This is a genomic window from Larkinella knui (assembly GCF_003858645.1).
GTDB lineage: Bacteria > Bacteroidota > Bacteroidia > Cytophagales > Spirosomataceae > Larkinella > Larkinella knui.
In genome coordinates, this window is record NZ_RQJP01000003.1 from 546,594 (window position 1) to 561,695 (window position 15,102).

Sequence of the window (15,102 nt, forward strand, 5' to 3'; positions counted from 1 at the left end):
GCCTTCATTTGACGCCACATTACTTTCTCCAAACTGAGCCAATAATCATTCAATTCAAGAAAACGTCCGTTTTTTGGACTAATACCAGTTCTACTTTTTTCGTCCTTTCCTACCCCCTCTGATCCTTTGAACTTCGGCTTTCATTTCAACCAAACCGAAGTTTTCATGGACAATCCAATTGCAACCAAGGCCCCCGCTGAAGAAGCCGCCCAGCAGATTTTCGACCTAATGTCCGAGGAAGGCTACTCGATCGAAGAGAAAATCGCCATTCGCCGGGATGTCGACACGCTGATCCGCAAGCAGATCGACGACAACATCCTCAAACTGCAAACCCTGCGTTCGTCGATCTGATGAAGCCCGCTTTTTCACTCCGCAAAACGGCCACCGCTCCGGCGTCTGATCCGGAGCCGGTGGACGACGTCTGGTAATACTCGAGAGAGAAATACAGTTTCGGAGGCAGGAAGCTCGTCCAGCGGTGCTTCCGGGCGTGAGCCAGAGCTTTTTCAATCTGCCGGAGCCGCATTAAATACAGCTCCGTGGCCTGATTTTCGGTGGGTTCGCTGGCAAAACGGCCGAAGACATCCCGCCAGATGATGTTGAGAATCTGGGCCGTGTGCCGATCAGATCGTCGGGCCAGAGCTGCGGCTGGACGTTATCCCAGAAGGCCACCACCAATTCTTTATAAAAATCCCGGAGTGGATGCTCTCGCAATGAAGGCTTTACCCTTAACGGAGCTGCGACCGGCTGCGGGGGTCTTAAGCCCTCAGTTGCTCCGGTCGCTTGCTGGCCCGCCTTATCGTCGGTGCCTAATCGGCATTTTGCTGCTCGATGACCTACCCCTCCCAGGAGGCTCCTGCCTAAGCATGTAATAACAGCGCGTCGGTCGACGACGTTCTTATGGCTACATCCCGTTTGCGGCCATAGATCGGCAGGGGAAGCACGTTCTGATAGTATAACTGAAAATGCACGAGCACAGCTTACAGATACGGAACGTAGATTTAATTGTGGAAAAACCGGGAAAAGCAGCTTATGTACTGTTTAGCAAACAACCGCCCTCAGATGTGAGTAAGCTAAATTCTTAACCGTCCATGAAAACCCTTCTTTTATAACCAGATTTTCCGGGTTAATGCCGCTTGCAACGAGTGTGCCGGCGTAGAAATTTCGACTGTCAACGCATCAACCGAACGTGCCCTTTCCAACCGGATTCGAAATTAGCCCAATCAGATGCCGGACAATGCCCTGGGTGGTACAGCAACACCGCCCCCAACGGATTTAAGCAAGAATGACATTCATGAAAACAACGGTTCTCTTTTTTCTTCTGCTCGCAACAAGTACCCTCATTTCTGCCGCAACCTGGCATGTTTCGGGTATAGGAAACGATGCAAACGATGGTAAAACCCCCGAAACGGCTTTCCGGAATCTGCAAAAAGCCGCCAATTTGGTGGAACCCGGTGATGTAGTCCTGATCAGCAACGGAACGTATACCAACGCTGATCTGTCGAACGGAAGCGCCGTCCTGAACATCACCCGCTCCGGTACTTCGGACGCCTGGATAACGTGGAAAGCCCGTCCGGGACATCATCCCGAAATTCGACCGGTTGGCTGGGCAGGCATTCAGATTTCCGGCTCCTACACCATCATCGACGGCCTGCGCGTCATCGGTCACAACGATTCCATCGTGTTGCTGAAAGCCCAGGAAGACGGAAAAAAACCGACGCCTGACCCCTACTACAATACGAACGGGATTTTCTTCAATGGACGGGGCAGAAAACCGGGCGAAAAACCGCACCATCTGATTATCCGCCATTGCGTCGTTGGGAAATGTCCCGGTGGAGGTATCGTTGGCATCGAAATCGATTATTTCACGGTCGAGGATTGCAAGGTTTTTGAAAATGCCTGGTTCATGCGCTACGGCGGCTCGGGCATAACAACGCTGAACAACTGGGCTTACGACGACGCACCGGGATACCACATCGTGATTCAGCGTAATTTTGTCTGGAACAACAAAACGCTGGTTCCCTGGGAAAAAATCGGGAAACTGAGCGACGGGAACGGCATTCTGCTAGACGTAACCGATCAGGAACAGGGTCAGGGTCCGACCAATCCCAATGCCGATGCCGTCGTAAAACCAGCCCCGAGTCAGCCGCCGGTGGCTACCGCTGGCGCTGCCAGGGCCTCAGAAAAACTCGGGCGGCCCGAATGGAAAGGGCGGGCGTTGATTGCCAATAATGTCAGTGCGTTCAATGGCGGTTCAGGAATTCACACCTTCCGCACAAAGCATGTCGATATCGTCAATAACACAACCTACTGGAATGGTGGAATTGTGGGGTATCAGGAACTGTTTCCCAATCGGTCAGCGGACGTGGTGATTCTGAATAACATCATTGTACCCCGACCGGGCGGACAAGTAACGTCCAACAACCGCAACACCGGTATCCGCTGGGACTATAACCTGTATCCGGCCGCTCAGACGGTTTTTGCCGGAGCCAATGACATCGTTGCCGACCCTGTATTCATCGACATTCAGCCCGACCCGACAAAAGGCGATTTCCGACTGGTGAAACGGAGCCGTGCTATCAATTCAGGTAGTAGTGACATTCCCCTGGCCGATGATATTCGGGGTAAGGCCCGACCCCAACGTATCGGACGGGATCGGGGTGCGTTTGAACAGTAGGCGCGGATCTACTCAACTTATAAGATGGACATACCATGCTCAACTACCTGCCTATCAGTCTATTGGTATTGGTGAACGTCGCTTTTGCAAACGCTCAGACTCCACTCCTGCCCACGGAGTTGATTGCCTTCAAAACCAGTGCAAAATATTCGTCCGCATCAACGCTTACGCTGGTGGAGGTGGACGGTCAGCCGTTTACAAAAGCCTATCGGATCTCTACCCGGGACCAAACGAATAGTGATCGGTTTACGTTACGTTATTCCGTTGATTCTGTGGTTCATAAAGGGGATGTGCTGCTGTTGTCTTTTTATAGCCGGTCGCTTCAGAGCAAAAAAGAAACCGGGGAATCCTTTATTGAAATTTCGCTGGATCGGATCATTGCAGGCAAGTATTCGTGGCCCCCTTTGCTGGAGCGGGGCATGTCGTTCGGATCATCGTGGCATTTGACCCAAATACCGTTTGTAGCGGCCCATGATGTGGCGAAGGGCGAGTTGTCACTGGTGATCCAATGTGGCCGTTTTCCGCAGCAATTCGAGCTGGGTAATTTTTCCCTGATCAACTACAAACAGTCGGCCAGCGTAGCCGATTTGCCGCGGAGTATCGTTCACTATGACGGCGACGCGCCCAATGCGCCCTGGCGCAAGGCGGCCGCCGAACGAATTGAAAAATACCGCAAAGGCAACCTGATGGTCACAGTGCTCGACGGTAGCGGCAAGCCCCTGGCTGATGCGTCGGTTGCGGTTCGCATGAAGAAAATTGCGTTCGGCTGGGGCACCGCAACGAATTCGACCTTAATTTTAGACACGCTAAATCCCGATGCAAAAACCTATCGCGATACGCTGCTGCGGTATTTTAATAAGGTGGTTTTCGAGAACGAAATGAAGTCGAAAAACTGGGAAAGGGCAAACCACGACCAGACGAAAAAAGCGGCCGGCTGGTTTCGGGCGCATGGTATTCCGGTACGTGGTCACGTCATGGTTTGGCCATCCTGGCAGCACTCTCCCCACCTGATCCAATTCAGGCAGGATACGGCGGCTTTGGGCGCGTTTATCATGAATCAGATTGCGGAACAAACAACCGTAATGAATGGCCAGTTTACGGAATGGGATGTGGTCAACGAACCCTACGCCCACCACGCAATTATGGATTCCCTGGGCGGCAAAGCCGTTATGGCTGACTGGTTTAAAGCCGCCCGAAAAAACGCCCCGGGCGTGAAATTATTCCTGAACGAATACACCATGTTTCATGCGGATGGCGCAGGTAGCGACAGTTTTTACAACCATATAAAATTCCTTCAGGAGCAGAACGCGCCCCTTGATGGAATCGGTGAACAGGGCCACATTGGCGGAACACCACCCGGTATCGACCTTGTCCTGAAACGGCTGGATCATTTTGCCGGATTTGGCCTGCCTATTCAGATCAGTGAATTCGATATTACCAGCGATGACGACGATTTTAAAGCACGCTATTTAGGCGATTTTATGACGGCAATTTTTAGTCACCCGGCCACCACGGGCTTCATGCAATGGGGTTTCTGGGAAAAAGCGCACTGGATCCCAGCGGGGGCTTTGTGGGATAAAAACTGGAAACTACGCGCTCACGGCAAGGTATTTACCAATCTCGTATCCAACGTCTGGACAACAAATGCCAGGGGTACATCCGGGAAAAATGGACAGTTCGCAGTTCGGGGCTTCAAGGGCGAGTATGAGATCATTGTCAGGAAAGGGAACCGACAAGTTATTCAACGGACGGTTCTTGCTTCTGATGGGCAAGGGGTTACGGTTCGGTTAGGTGATTCGAAACCTTAAAACAGTCTCGATCTATGAAAATTCTGCTTCCATCCTTCATTGGTCTGCTGATCCGGGTTGGACAGTTGTGTGCTCAGGACGTATTGATTGTTGCCGATGAAATTCCGGCCATGGAGGTGCTGGCTCGTAGAATGCAACAGCGGGAAGGCCTGACTTCTAAAATTGTGACGCAGACCAACCTGCCCGCAACCCTGGCCAACTTCCGGGCGGTTATTGTCTACATCCACCAGGATCTGGACTCGATACCCGAAAAGGCGTTTGTCAGCTACACCCAAAAAGGAGGCAAGCTACTTTGTCTGCATCACTCCATTAGTTCGGCAAAACGGAAAAACAAGTTGTGGTTTTCGTTTCTGGGTATTGATCTGCCCAAAAAAGACGCATCGGAAGGCGGCTACCAATACGTGGGCGATGTGGATATGGCGGTCGTCAATCTGGCTCCTCAGCACTTCATTACCACGCACAAGATCACGTATCCCGAGCTGATTGCGTACACGCAGGAAGGCGAGCCAAAAGGCAAACCGGTTCCAGGCTTTGTTCTGTCCAAAACAGAGGGCTTCCTGAACCACCAGTTCCTTAGCCCCCGAACCCGTTTGCTGGGTTTTAAATTTACGGATGCCTCCGGACAGGTATGGATGCAGGACCGTTCGGCCTGGTGTATGCCCGTCGGGAAAGGATGGCTATTCTACAGTCAGCCGGGACACGCGGTCAGTGATTTCGACAATCCCATCTATACCCAACTCATTGCGAATGCCATTCTCTTTACACCCTGACTGATACCGCCCATTCAAAAGTCATTCCCGGTAGCTCATATGCGCATCAACTTTTTTGCACTTCATTTCGCACTTCCGTTTCTCCTGATCCTGTCGGACCAGGTAGTATCTCAACCGTTGCAAAGTTGCCGGGCCACGCTGAACAATGATACGCTGGTACTCGAAAACAACCTCATTGCCCGGCGATTCCGCTGGAACAACGGCCAGTTGATTACCCTGAATCTGACCGATAAGAAACGAAAACAAACCTGGGATTGGGTTAGCAAAGACCCCGACTACGCGTTTCCCGGCCATGCAACCCCGTCTGGCAAAGGTGAGCTGGCAACCCGGCAGATCCAGCGTCAGCCCAACCAGACCGATCACCTGGAAGTTAGCGTAACCACCCGGCTCGGCACGCTGGATGTTCGACGGGTGTTCCGGATTTATCCTGACCTGGGTACGCTGAGTTGTACGTTCTACCTACGCGGCAAACCGTCGGACGAGTGGCAACAGGCCGCTGGTCAGGCCGCTGCCGGGCTGGATTTCAAGAACATCGAGTCGCAGGCCGATCTAAACAAACGTACCGCTACCGTGCCGGCGATGGACAGGCTGGCACTGGCGGGTAATCACTGGCGGGCGCGGGCCGTCGAATTTGCCGACATGACCGACCGCAACAATACGCTGGTTACTGAAGTGCCTTACAATCTGTACCGTCAGCCGGGTTTTCTGAAAGGGAACCTGTTGTGGCTGACCGACGGGCTGACCGGTTCTTCTCTGTTCGTGCTGAAAGAATCGCCTGTTTCCGTCATTCAACTGGCCAATCCCGGTTTCGATTTTCTGGTTAAAAATGGCAGCGTTCAAACCGTAGGCGCAGGTATTCTGCCGACAGACCTATCGGAAACGGATTGGGTGAGGGGCTATGGCTATACGCTCGGGCTGGGTGGGGCAACGGAACTGGAAGGGCTGCGCACCTTGCGTAGCTATCAGGATGCCCATCGCCCCCGCCGGGCCGACCGCGACGAAATGATCCTGATGAATACCTGGGGCGACCGCAACAAAGACACAAAGATCAGGGAGCAGTTTATCATTACCGAGTTGCAGAAAGCGGCCCAGCTGGGAATTACCCGGTTTCAGATCGACGATGGCTGGGAATGGGGCAAGTCGGTCAATTCGGCAACGCCGGGCGGCAGCAGCCAGGATATCTGGAAAAATCCGAAGTACTGGACCCCCGATCCTGACCGGTTTCCCAATGGCCTGAAACCCGTTATCGACGCAGCCAAAAAACTGAATATCGAGTTGGGCTTGTGGTTCAGCCCGAGTGTGGATAGCAGTTTTAAGCACTGGGACAACGACGCCCAGACACTTATCGGGCTTTATAAGCAATACGGTATTCGCACGTTCAAAATCGACCTCGTTCAGATCAATGACAAAACCGCCGAAGTGAATTTCCGCAAATTTCTCGATACCGTTCTGGCTGCAACCAACTATGAGGTGATTTTCAATATGGACGTAACGGCGGGTCGGCGCAACGGGTATCATTTCATGAATGAATACGGCAACCTGTTTCTGGAAAACCGCTACACCGACTGGACCAACTATTATCCGTACTGGACGTTGCGTAACCTCTGGAATCTGTCGAAATACGTACCGCCCCAGAACCTCCAAATCGAGTTTCTGAACAAGTGGCGAAATGCCGATAAGTACCCGCCCGGCGACCGTTTTGCCCCGGCCAATTATTCATTCGATTATCTGTTTGCCATTACGATGATGGCCCAGCCGCTGGCCTGGTTTGAGGCCACGGGCTTGCCTGCCGAAGCCTTCCGGACGGCAAAACTCATTCAGACCTACCGGACGAATCAGACCCGGATTCATGCCGGGCACATCCTTCCCATCGGTGACGAACCCAGCGGGAAAGGCTGGACCGGATTTCAGTCGGTTGTGACGGACCAGGACGGTTTTCTGCTGATTTTCCGGGAAGATACGCCCTTCACGAAGGCGGTGATCAGAACGTGGTTGCCAGCGGGCAAACGCGTGAGTCTACAACCGATGGCCGGAGCCGGGAAAGCCGTTGAACAAATCGTAGCCCAAGCGGGTAAATTGTTGATAACCCTGCCTTCTGCCAATAACTTTGCCTTGTACCGGTACACGGTTTTGAAGTAAGGATACAGGTGTGCTAACCAACCGATACGTTTTTTCTACACGACGATGCAACAGGATTGGACAACCATGCGGACGGCCTTTGATCAGCTAGTTCCCCTGCCTGATGGGATTTGGGAAGCGGTTTTGGCCGTTGCACATCCGGCTTTGTATCAAAAAAAGAAAATTCTGCTGGAACCGGGCCAGATTTGCGACCGAATGCTGTTCATCCATCAGGGTGCTATGCGGTCCTATCGCATCCAGGAGGGGCTCGATATTACCTATTTCTTTTTCTTCCCTGATTTATTCGCATTTGCCACGGATTTCGCCAGTTTCAAAACCGACCAGCCGACCCATTATTACCTGGAATGCATCGACGATTGCCGGGTTACGATGTTCCATCGTTCGGATATCTTTGCCTTATATGAACGCTATCCGGAGATGCAGAAATTTGGGCGGTTAATGGCTGAATACGCTTATTTGATGATGGACCGGCGAATGAGCCATTTTCAGTTTCATAATCTGGAAACCCGTTATCTGGCCTTACTACAGGAGGAACCAGCTCTGCTCCAGCGAGTGCCTCAACACCTGATTGCCACCTATCTGGGCGTGACACCTGAGAGCTTAAGCCGAATTAAACAGCAGGTGGTCCGTTAAAAAAAATAGATCCGTTCGCTTCTTATCCTACATCAATGCACCGGTTTTGAGGGCAGACTACTTTTGTATCAGTCATTTACAATTAAACGGATACAGAAAATGAAAACAGCCCAACTTCGAACGTTAACGCGGTGGATTCATCTGCTTGGTGCAGCAGCCATTGGTATTTATGTCTACGCGCCCTGGCATACCATCCGTTGGTTTACCCTACTGATGCAGATCCTGGTGATACCAGCCCTGAGCCTGACTGGCCTTTGGTTGTGGAAAGGGCATTTACTGCGCCGAAAAAAAGATACCCGTTCATTTCCAGTTCACACCTTTCATTCATAGCCCCATGTATCATACCCTTGTCAAAAGACGGGCCCTCCAAAGTTTCGGGCATTTAAATCGGGGAGACTATGAAACGGTACTCAAAAGTATTTCTCCGTCCATCACGCACACTTTCAGTGGACATCATGCATTGGGTGGCACACGTCATAGTATTGGGGCCATGCGCCAGTGGTTCCAGCGCCTGTTCCGGCTTTCCCCGGGGCTGGCTTTCGAAATTCAGAACGTGGCCGTCAGCGGCTGGCCCTGGAACACAACCATCGCCGTGGAGTGGATCGACCGGGCTACCCCCGCCGATGGATCGGACTACGTGAACGAAGGCGTACACGTCATAAAAATGCGTTGGGGCAAAGTTGTTTATTTACATGCCTACCTGGATACTGCCTTGACCGTTGCCATGTGTGAACGGCTGACAGCTTATGGGATGGCAGAAGCAGCAGCCCCGCCCATTGAGGACTGACATTTCGGACAGCGTCAGGTACTTACAGGAATCCTGTTGTAGGGCTCTGTGGCACCTGATTTCTGGCCCTAATTCCGGTTTAAATCTCCCCGATGAATTCCTTCACTCTTCCTGTAAGCAGCGGGCGAAATGCCCATTTGTTTTTTGAACAGTCTCGAAAAGTAGAATGGATCGTCGATGCCCAGTTGAGAGGCTACTTCATTGATGCGTAAATCGCTGAAATGAAGTAGCTGACAAGCTTTTTGGATTCGGAGGTGGTTAAAATACTCCATGGGCGAATAACCGGTGTCCTGCCTGAACTTTCGGGAGAAAAACGAGGTAGACAGGTTGACAAATTGAGCAATATTATCCAGTGTCACCGCGGTCGACAGGTTATTCTGCATATAGAGTATGGCCCTGTTTGTCGGCGTGACGGTGCTGCTGGCATGGATTTCCTTCTGAAAGTTTTCCGGCAAAATAAACGAGGCCAGGAAAAACGGAAGGGTCAGGTTCGCAAACAGCAGGTTCGAGGTACTGTAGCCCTTCAAAAACGTATCGAACATCTGATCGAATAAGGCAATGCGATCATCGGAATACGGCACACGGACGGCCTGCGGGCCCTGGTCACGCTCTTCCATAATCGCACGCACAACGTCGTGACAATGCGTACCACGGAAGTGAAACCAGTAAATCGTCCAGGGATTATCGGCATCTGCACCGTAGGTATGCGGTTTTCCGGGCGAAATGGCGAACACTTCCCCCGCCTGTATGATGATCCGGTTGGTCCCCAGTTGAAGCCATCCCTGCCCATCGGTACAGTACAGCAGAATCACCTGCGAAATACCAGCCGGACGCTGGTAATAGTGGTATAGTGCTTTCGGATAAAAACCCATCCGGGTAATATAGAGACTGCTGATCAGCGGCATCGACAGACATTTTTCGATGGTTTCCTTCGGAACCTCAATGATCCGCTCCCCGGCGAATCCACTGCTTTTTCGGGTTAATGGGCTCATTCAATCAGGCTTAATCGATAAAATGATTCAAAGATAAAATAATCCATGTTTATGCTAAAATACTACATCTGCTTCTTCTTGGAAAAACCGAGTTTTGTTCATGTTAAATGCAATTTAATACCGCCGGTTTATACGCCACCGCTGACATCAAATGGCCTTTTATGACGCAACCTCTTTCCCACCGATTAGTGAATTATCTGAGGTCTGGCCTGGTGCTCGCGGTTTCAGTGGCCGCCACCATTGGGCAGGCGCAAAGCCAGCCGTTTGCCAAATGGACCCGTTCGGAACTGATCCTGAACAACGGAATCGTTCAGCGGACCATCAAACTACCTGCTCCCGACGGCCACTTTCTAACGACGGAGTACAAACCGGTTGCGGGCGGGTTCAAGTACTTTCAGAAAACGAATCCCGACTTTCAATTCGAACTCAACGGGACCGTTTATTCGGGTTCCGGCGACTGGAAACTGGTCGCGGTTCAGCAAATGGCCGACACCAAACAGGGCAACGGAGCGGCTGTGACGCTGCAAAGCAGCGATGGAAAAGTGGAACTGACGATAAACTTTTTACTCTATCCCAACCTGCCGGTTATCCGCAAAAGCCTGCGGGTTAAAAACCTCAGCAGGGAGCCCGTTCGTCTGGAGTCGATCGATATCGAGAAGTTGGTCGTAACCAATTACAATGCCACTACGTTTAGCTGGATTTGCCACGACTATGGCCGAAGACGCTCAATCGGCCCTTACGACGGCAATTTTCAGGATGCCTTGCTGACGGTTCATAACAGCGACTGGCAGCAGGGAATTGTGATCGGAAATGAGGCTGCCGGTGTCGTTAAACATACGTCGGTTTTTTGGGATGAACCTGTCATTCTCAGCGGACTGACACACCGAAACGCGCGCTTCCCCTTTCGGAAATACCTGGCGGCAGATGAGTCGTTTACGACCCCACAGGTTTTCACGATGGTGTATAACGACCACAAAGATCCGGACGAAATATTGAATACGGCAGTTCCGGATTTTGTGCGGAAACACATGGGCATACGCCTTTCTGAGCTAAAGCAGAAACCCACCTTTGTTTATAATACCTGGGTTCCGTTCCGCAAGGAGATTGATGAGAAGCTGGTCATGGAACTGGCTAAAGCGGCAGCGGATGCCGGTATGAAAGAGTTTATCATCGATGATGGCTGGGCCGACAATTATGGCGACTGGATTATCGACAGGAAGAAATTTCCGAATGGCCTGAAACCGGTATTCGATTACATCAAATCACTGGGGATGAAGCCGGGCCTGTGGGTTAGCGTGGGCAGTGCCTCCCCGGATAGTAAAGTCTACCAGGCACACCCGGACTGGTTTGTTCTGGACGAAAACCAGCAACCGGCCAATCTGCACGAAGATGACCTGAAAATGCGCACCGCCTGCTTTGGTACCGAATGGCGTGGCTACATCAGGGACATCTTGCTAAAGCTGGCGCTGGAGTACGGCCTGGAATACTTAAAACTGGATTTTACGGTCGTAACCAGTACGTACCGGTTCGGAAACAAGGTAACGGGCTGTTATGCCAACCACCATAAAGGGCATAAAGACCACCACGAATCGTTATCCGCCAATTATGAAGAGGTCTGGAAACTGTTTGACGAATTGCATGCTGCGAAGCCCGGGCTGTTTATCGACTGTACATTCGAAACAATGGGCGGTTTGCAGTTGATTGACTACGCCATGCTGAAACATGCCGAAGGCGACTGGCTGTCGAATTTCTATGGTCCACCCGATGCCAATGTGGATCTGCGGGTCAGAAATATGGCCTGGTGGCGTTCTCCGGCCATGCCCGCCACGGCGCTGGTCATCGGCAATCCGGAAATGCAGGATGCGGGTTGGGAAATGCACATCAAATCATTGGCCGGTGCCTTGCCCATCATGCTGGGCGATCCCCGAAAATTAGCCCCGGCTGACCTGAAAAAATACAGAAACTACGCCGATTGGCTGCAACGGATGGAAAACAAGTACCAGATTATGAGCTATCGGCAGGATCTTCCCGGTTTTGGCGAACCCATGAACGGTATGTGGGACGGTTTCCAGCGAATCAATACGGAGACGAAAGCGGGCGGCATCATTGGCGTATTCCGGCACGGCGCAACGGAGCAGAGTCGGCAGGTTACCGTCCGGTATCTTGATCCGGCCAAACGCTATCAGATCAAATCCATAGATGGGAACGTGGTTTCGTCTTTAACCGGGCAGGCCCTCCAAACGACAGGCTTTACCGTCAGTCTGACCGGGTCGTATTCCGGAGAACTTTTTGAAATTACTACGAACTGAGAAAAACCTAAATCATCAATCACTATGACAAACAAAGCCTTAACACCGGATCAGATTCGGCAGTACAATCAGGATGGCTACCTGATTGTTACCGGTTTTTTGAACGCCGACGAAGTGGCAAAGCTTTACCACGTAGCCATTGAAGATCGTGCGATCAGCAAGCATGCCATCAATATCAACGATAGCTCGGGCAAACGCAGCAAACTGTCGCTCTGGTACAAACCCGGCGATGATGTGTATGGGTTGCTCACCCGGAGCAAACAGCTCGTCGATTCCGTTGATTCGTTGCTGGATAATCGGGGTTCCCCGGTTTGTCATTTTCATTCAAAACTGATGCAAAAAGAACCCCGGGTGGGCGGTGCCTGGGAGTGGCATCAGGATTACGGCTATTGGTATAAAAACGAATTTCTGTTGCCCGATCAGATGATGTCCGTGATGGTTGCCATCACGGATGCGAATCAGGAAAATGGCTGTTTGCAGGTGATCAAAGGATCGCACAAAATGGGGCGCGTCGAGCACGGTTTCGCGGGCGAGCAGGTAGGTGCCTCCCAACGCTACGTCGATCTGGCGCTGGAAACGATGGATCGGGTTTTTGTGGAGTTGAAAGCGGGTGACGTGCTGTTTTTCCACAGCAACATTCTCCACCGATCCGAAGCCAATTTGTCGGATAAGCCACGCTGGTCGATGATTTCGTGTTACAACCGCCAGTCCAACATGGGCTACAACGAATCGTCGTCTTCGTCGGCGAGCATCACCCCCATCGCTGTGGTGCCCAACGAAGCCTTGCTAACCTGGGATGCAACCGGTCTGGTTGAAGAAGGTGCCGGTTTCCTGCGTAAAGAAGCGGACGTATCGCTGAAATAACCCGACGGTCATTGCATCGTTGATGACCTTTCTAAACCTTTACCGATCCGATCATGGCAGTTAGTATTCACGCCCAACCCGAAGTCAGCGGGGTCGATGCAGCGGTCAACCCCCGTTATGTCTATCTCATCAGTGCGATTGCGGCCTTAGGTGGCGTTTTGTTTGGTTTCGATTTGGTGATCATCTCCGGCACCGTCCCTTTTTTTACCCGCTATTTTCAACTGGATGAATTTGAGACGGGCTGGGCCGTAGGCTGCATCAATCTGGGGGCAGCTATGGGGGCCTTGATGGGGGGCCGACTGAGCGATACGCTGGGCCGAAAAAAGCTGCTGATGGGGTGCGCGGTGCTGTTCGCCCTGACGGGTGCGGGTACGGGCTGGGCCGGTAGCTTCCCTTTGTTTATTGCGTTTAGAATGTTGAGCGGGGTGGCCGTGGGCGCTGCAGCTTTGGTATGCCCGATGTATGTAGCCGAAATTTCGCCCGCGCCCATGCGGGGGCGCATGGTGTCTTTCTACCAACTCTCGATTGTGGCTGGTATTCTGCTGGCTTATCTGTCCAATTACCTGCTCCTGAATACCGGCTTAAACAACTGGCGGTGGATGTTCTCTTCCCAGTCGGGGCCTTCGCTGTTGTTCTTCCTGGGCCTGTTTTTTGTCGCTGAAAGTCCGCGGTGGCTCATCCGAAAACACCGCATCGACGAAGCTGAGGCCATTTTAACCCGCATTGGTGGCCCAAAGTACGCCACTGCCGAAGCCTCGCAGATCAAGGCCAGTTTTTCGCAGGAAACCCGCGAATCGGTCAGCGATCTGTTTCGGAAAGACCTGTGGCCCATCGTCTTTATTGGCATCGTGGTAGCGGTTTTCTCGCAGGCTGTCGGGCAGAATTCCCTGTTTTCTTACGCTCCGGAATTGTTCAGACAGGCGGGTATGGCGCAGGATTCGGCCTTTTTGCAATCGATTATTATCGGCGTGATCAACTTCATTTTTACGTTCATCGCCATCGGTACAATTGATAAAATTGGGCGAAAGAAATTGCTGCAGTACGGATCGATTTTACTTGGTTTGGACGCCCTCGCCTTATCGGCCCCATTTTACTGGCACTTACCGGGTGCCTGGGTACTGGTTTTCGTGCTGGCCTTCATCGCCATTTATTCGGCAACCTTAGGACCCGTTACCTGGGTTTGTCTCTCGGAAATTTTTCCGAACCACATTCGGGGCAATGCCCTGGCGCTGGCAACACTGGCGCTTTGGATTACCAACTTCTTCACCACGGCCTCTTTTCCAGTCATGAAACAGTACTGGGGATTGCCGTTAACGTTTGGTTTTCACGCCGTTTTGTGTTTTGCCTACTTTCTGTTTATTTGGGGGCGAATTCCGGAAACGAAAGGGAAATCACTGGAAGAGATCGAAAAAGAGTTGACTCAGCACTAATTATCTGCATGAACTCCCCACTCACTCCTGCCGAACACACGCTTCTTTGGAATGACTTTCGGAACGGAAGCCAGGCTGCTTTTTCCCAACTGTATGAGTTGTTTTCGGCCGACCTGTATCGGTATGGGTATAACCTGATCCGAAACCGGCAACTGGTGGAAGACGGTCTGCACGAACTATTCCTTCATTTACACGAAAAACGCCATCGGCTGGGCCCAACCGACAACATCCGATTCTACCTGTACCGGGCCTTACGACGTCGGCTTTTAGATACCGTTACCCGATTGAACAAGCTGGATTCCGACGATTACCTGTTTAATCAGGCCGAATTTTTGATTAAGCCGTATGAGCAGACGCTGGTTGAAGAACAATTGATCGAGCAGCAAAAACTGTTGGTCATTGCTCAATTGAATAAATTACCCAAACGCCAGAAAGAGATTTTATACCTGATCTATATGAAAGGGTTAACGTATCAGCAGGCGGCCGAAATAATGGAGATTACCATAAAAAGCGTTTACAATACCGTTAATGTTGCCTTGACGACCCTGAGAGCCCATGTGCGTACATCGTTTGATCAGGGTGGCGCGTTGTGGAGCCTGACGATAGGCCTTCTGATTTACTTTACAAAGATTTTATTGGGATAACGCCGGGAAAAAATACATTGTAGGCTGTTTAACGAGTACGACTATGATACCT

The 15,102-nt window shown here is 51.6% G+C and carries 13 protein-coding genes; 12 read left to right on the top strand and 1 reads right to left on the bottom strand.

The window, feature by feature from the left end; translation table 11 throughout:
- Window positions 1-165: 165 nt before the first annotated feature.
- From EHT87_RS16375 to EHT87_RS16410, 8 genes are all read left to right on the top strand, one after another.
- Window positions 166-351: a hypothetical protein gene (locus EHT87_RS16375; RefSeq protein WP_124907732.1), complete on the top strand. Its 186-nt coding sequence runs from the start codon at window positions 166-168 to the stop codon at window positions 349-351.
- Window positions 352-1,291: 940 nt separating this feature from the next.
- Window positions 1,292-2,674 carry a choice-of-anchor Q domain-containing protein gene (locus EHT87_RS16380; RefSeq protein ID WP_124907733.1) on the top strand — a complete coding sequence of 461 codons (1,383 nt, stop codon included), beginning with the start codon at window positions 1,292-1,294 and terminating at the stop codon, window positions 2,672-2,674.
- 35 nt (window positions 2,675-2,709) lie between these two features.
- Window positions 2,710-4,482, top strand: a complete 1,773-nt coding sequence (locus EHT87_RS16385) for an endo-1,4-beta-xylanase (RefSeq protein WP_124907734.1) — start codon at window positions 2,710-2,712, stop codon at window positions 4,480-4,482.
- Between the two features lie 14 nt (window positions 4,483-4,496).
- A complete protein-coding gene (locus EHT87_RS16390; RefSeq protein ID WP_124907735.1) occupies window positions 4,497-5,252 on the top strand; it encodes a ThuA domain-containing protein in 756 nt (251 codons plus the stop codon).
- A 39-nt stretch (window positions 5,253-5,291) separates the two neighbouring features.
- Window positions 5,292-7,391, top strand: coding sequence for an alpha-galactosidase (locus tag EHT87_RS16395; RefSeq protein ID WP_124907736.1), 2,100 nt, complete (start codon window positions 5,292-5,294; stop codon window positions 7,389-7,391).
- A 45-nt stretch (window positions 7,392-7,436) separates the two neighbouring features.
- Window positions 7,437-8,024 (top strand): Crp/Fnr family transcriptional regulator, encoded by a 588-nt coding sequence (locus EHT87_RS16400; protein WP_124907737.1) that lies wholly within the window; start codon window positions 7,437-7,439, stop codon window positions 8,022-8,024.
- A gap of 99 nt (window positions 8,025-8,123) precedes the next feature.
- Window positions 8,124-8,354, top strand: a complete 231-nt coding sequence (locus tag EHT87_RS16405; protein WP_124907738.1) for a hypothetical protein — start codon at window positions 8,124-8,126, stop codon at window positions 8,352-8,354.
- A gap of 4 nt (window positions 8,355-8,358) precedes the next feature.
- On the top strand, window positions 8,359-8,811 hold the full coding sequence (locus EHT87_RS16410; protein WP_124907739.1) for a nuclear transport factor 2 family protein: 453 nt from the start codon (window positions 8,359-8,361) through the stop codon (window positions 8,809-8,811).
- Window positions 8,812-8,879: 68 nt separating this feature from the next.
- On the opposite strand, the gene EHT87_RS16415 is transcribed toward EHT87_RS16410, so the two are convergent.
- Window positions 8,880-9,803: an AraC family transcriptional regulator gene (locus EHT87_RS16415; protein WP_124907740.1), complete on the bottom strand. Its 924-nt coding sequence runs from the start codon at window positions 9,801-9,803 to the stop codon at window positions 8,880-8,882.
- A 161-nt stretch (window positions 9,804-9,964) separates the two neighbouring features.
- Between EHT87_RS16415 and EHT87_RS16420 the strand changes: the two genes are divergently transcribed.
- The 4 genes from EHT87_RS16420 to EHT87_RS16435 are packed head-to-tail and all read left to right on the top strand — an operon-like array spanning window position 9,965 to window position 15,050.
- Window positions 9,965-12,112 carry an alpha-galactosidase gene (locus EHT87_RS16420; RefSeq protein ID WP_124908136.1) on the top strand — a complete coding sequence of 716 codons (2,148 nt, stop codon included), beginning with the start codon at window positions 9,965-9,967 and terminating at the stop codon, window positions 12,110-12,112.
- A gap of 24 nt (window positions 12,113-12,136) precedes the next feature.
- On the top strand, window positions 12,137-12,976 hold the full coding sequence (locus EHT87_RS16425) for a phytanoyl-CoA dioxygenase family protein (RefSeq protein ID WP_124907741.1): 840 nt from the start codon (window positions 12,137-12,139) through the stop codon (window positions 12,974-12,976).
- A 53-nt stretch (window positions 12,977-13,029) separates the two neighbouring features.
- Window positions 13,030-14,406: a sugar porter family MFS transporter gene (locus EHT87_RS16430; RefSeq protein ID WP_124907742.1), complete on the top strand. Its 1,377-nt coding sequence runs from the start codon at window positions 13,030-13,032 to the stop codon at window positions 14,404-14,406.
- 8 nt (window positions 14,407-14,414) lie between these two features.
- Window positions 14,415-15,050, top strand: coding sequence for an RNA polymerase sigma factor (locus EHT87_RS16435; RefSeq protein ID WP_124907743.1), 636 nt, complete (start codon window positions 14,415-14,417; stop codon window positions 15,048-15,050).
- The last annotated feature ends 52 nt before the right edge of the window (window positions 15,051-15,102 follow it).

Bases quoted from the DNA above. Each gene is read 5' to 3' on its own strand.
- EHT87_RS16375 (WP_124907732.1), top strand. From the start codon at position 166: ATGGACAATCCAATTGCAACCAAGGCCCCCGCTGAAGAAGCCGCCCAG.
- EHT87_RS16380 (WP_124907733.1), top strand. From the start codon at position 1,292: ATGAAAACAACGGTTCTCTTTTTTCTTCTGCTCGCAACAAGTACCCTC.
- EHT87_RS16385 (WP_124907734.1), top strand. From the start codon at position 2,710: ATGCTCAACTACCTGCCTATCAGTCTATTGGTATTGGTGAACGTCGCT.
- EHT87_RS16390 (WP_124907735.1), top strand. From the start codon at position 4,497: ATGAAAATTCTGCTTCCATCCTTCATTGGTCTGCTGATCCGGGTTGGA.
- EHT87_RS16395 (WP_124907736.1), top strand. From the start codon at position 5,292: ATGCGCATCAACTTTTTTGCACTTCATTTCGCACTTCCGTTTCTCCTG.
- EHT87_RS16400 (WP_124907737.1), top strand. From the start codon at position 7,437: ATGCAACAGGATTGGACAACCATGCGGACGGCCTTTGATCAGCTAGTT.
- EHT87_RS16405 (WP_124907738.1), top strand. From the start codon at position 8,124: ATGAAAACAGCCCAACTTCGAACGTTAACGCGGTGGATTCATCTGCTT.
- EHT87_RS16410 (WP_124907739.1), top strand. From the start codon at position 8,359: ATGTATCATACCCTTGTCAAAAGACGGGCCCTCCAAAGTTTCGGGCAT.
- EHT87_RS16415 (WP_124907740.1), bottom strand. From the start codon at position 9,803: ATGAGCCCATTAACCCGAAAAAGCAGTGGATTCGCCGGGGAGCGGATC.
- EHT87_RS16420 (WP_124908136.1), top strand. From the start codon at position 9,965: ATGACGCAACCTCTTTCCCACCGATTAGTGAATTATCTGAGGTCTGGC.
- EHT87_RS16425 (WP_124907741.1), top strand. From the start codon at position 12,137: ATGACAAACAAAGCCTTAACACCGGATCAGATTCGGCAGTACAATCAG.
- EHT87_RS16430 (WP_124907742.1), top strand. From the start codon at position 13,030: ATGGCAGTTAGTATTCACGCCCAACCCGAAGTCAGCGGGGTCGATGCA.
- EHT87_RS16435 (WP_124907743.1), top strand. From the start codon at position 14,415: ATGAACTCCCCACTCACTCCTGCCGAACACACGCTTCTTTGGAATGAC.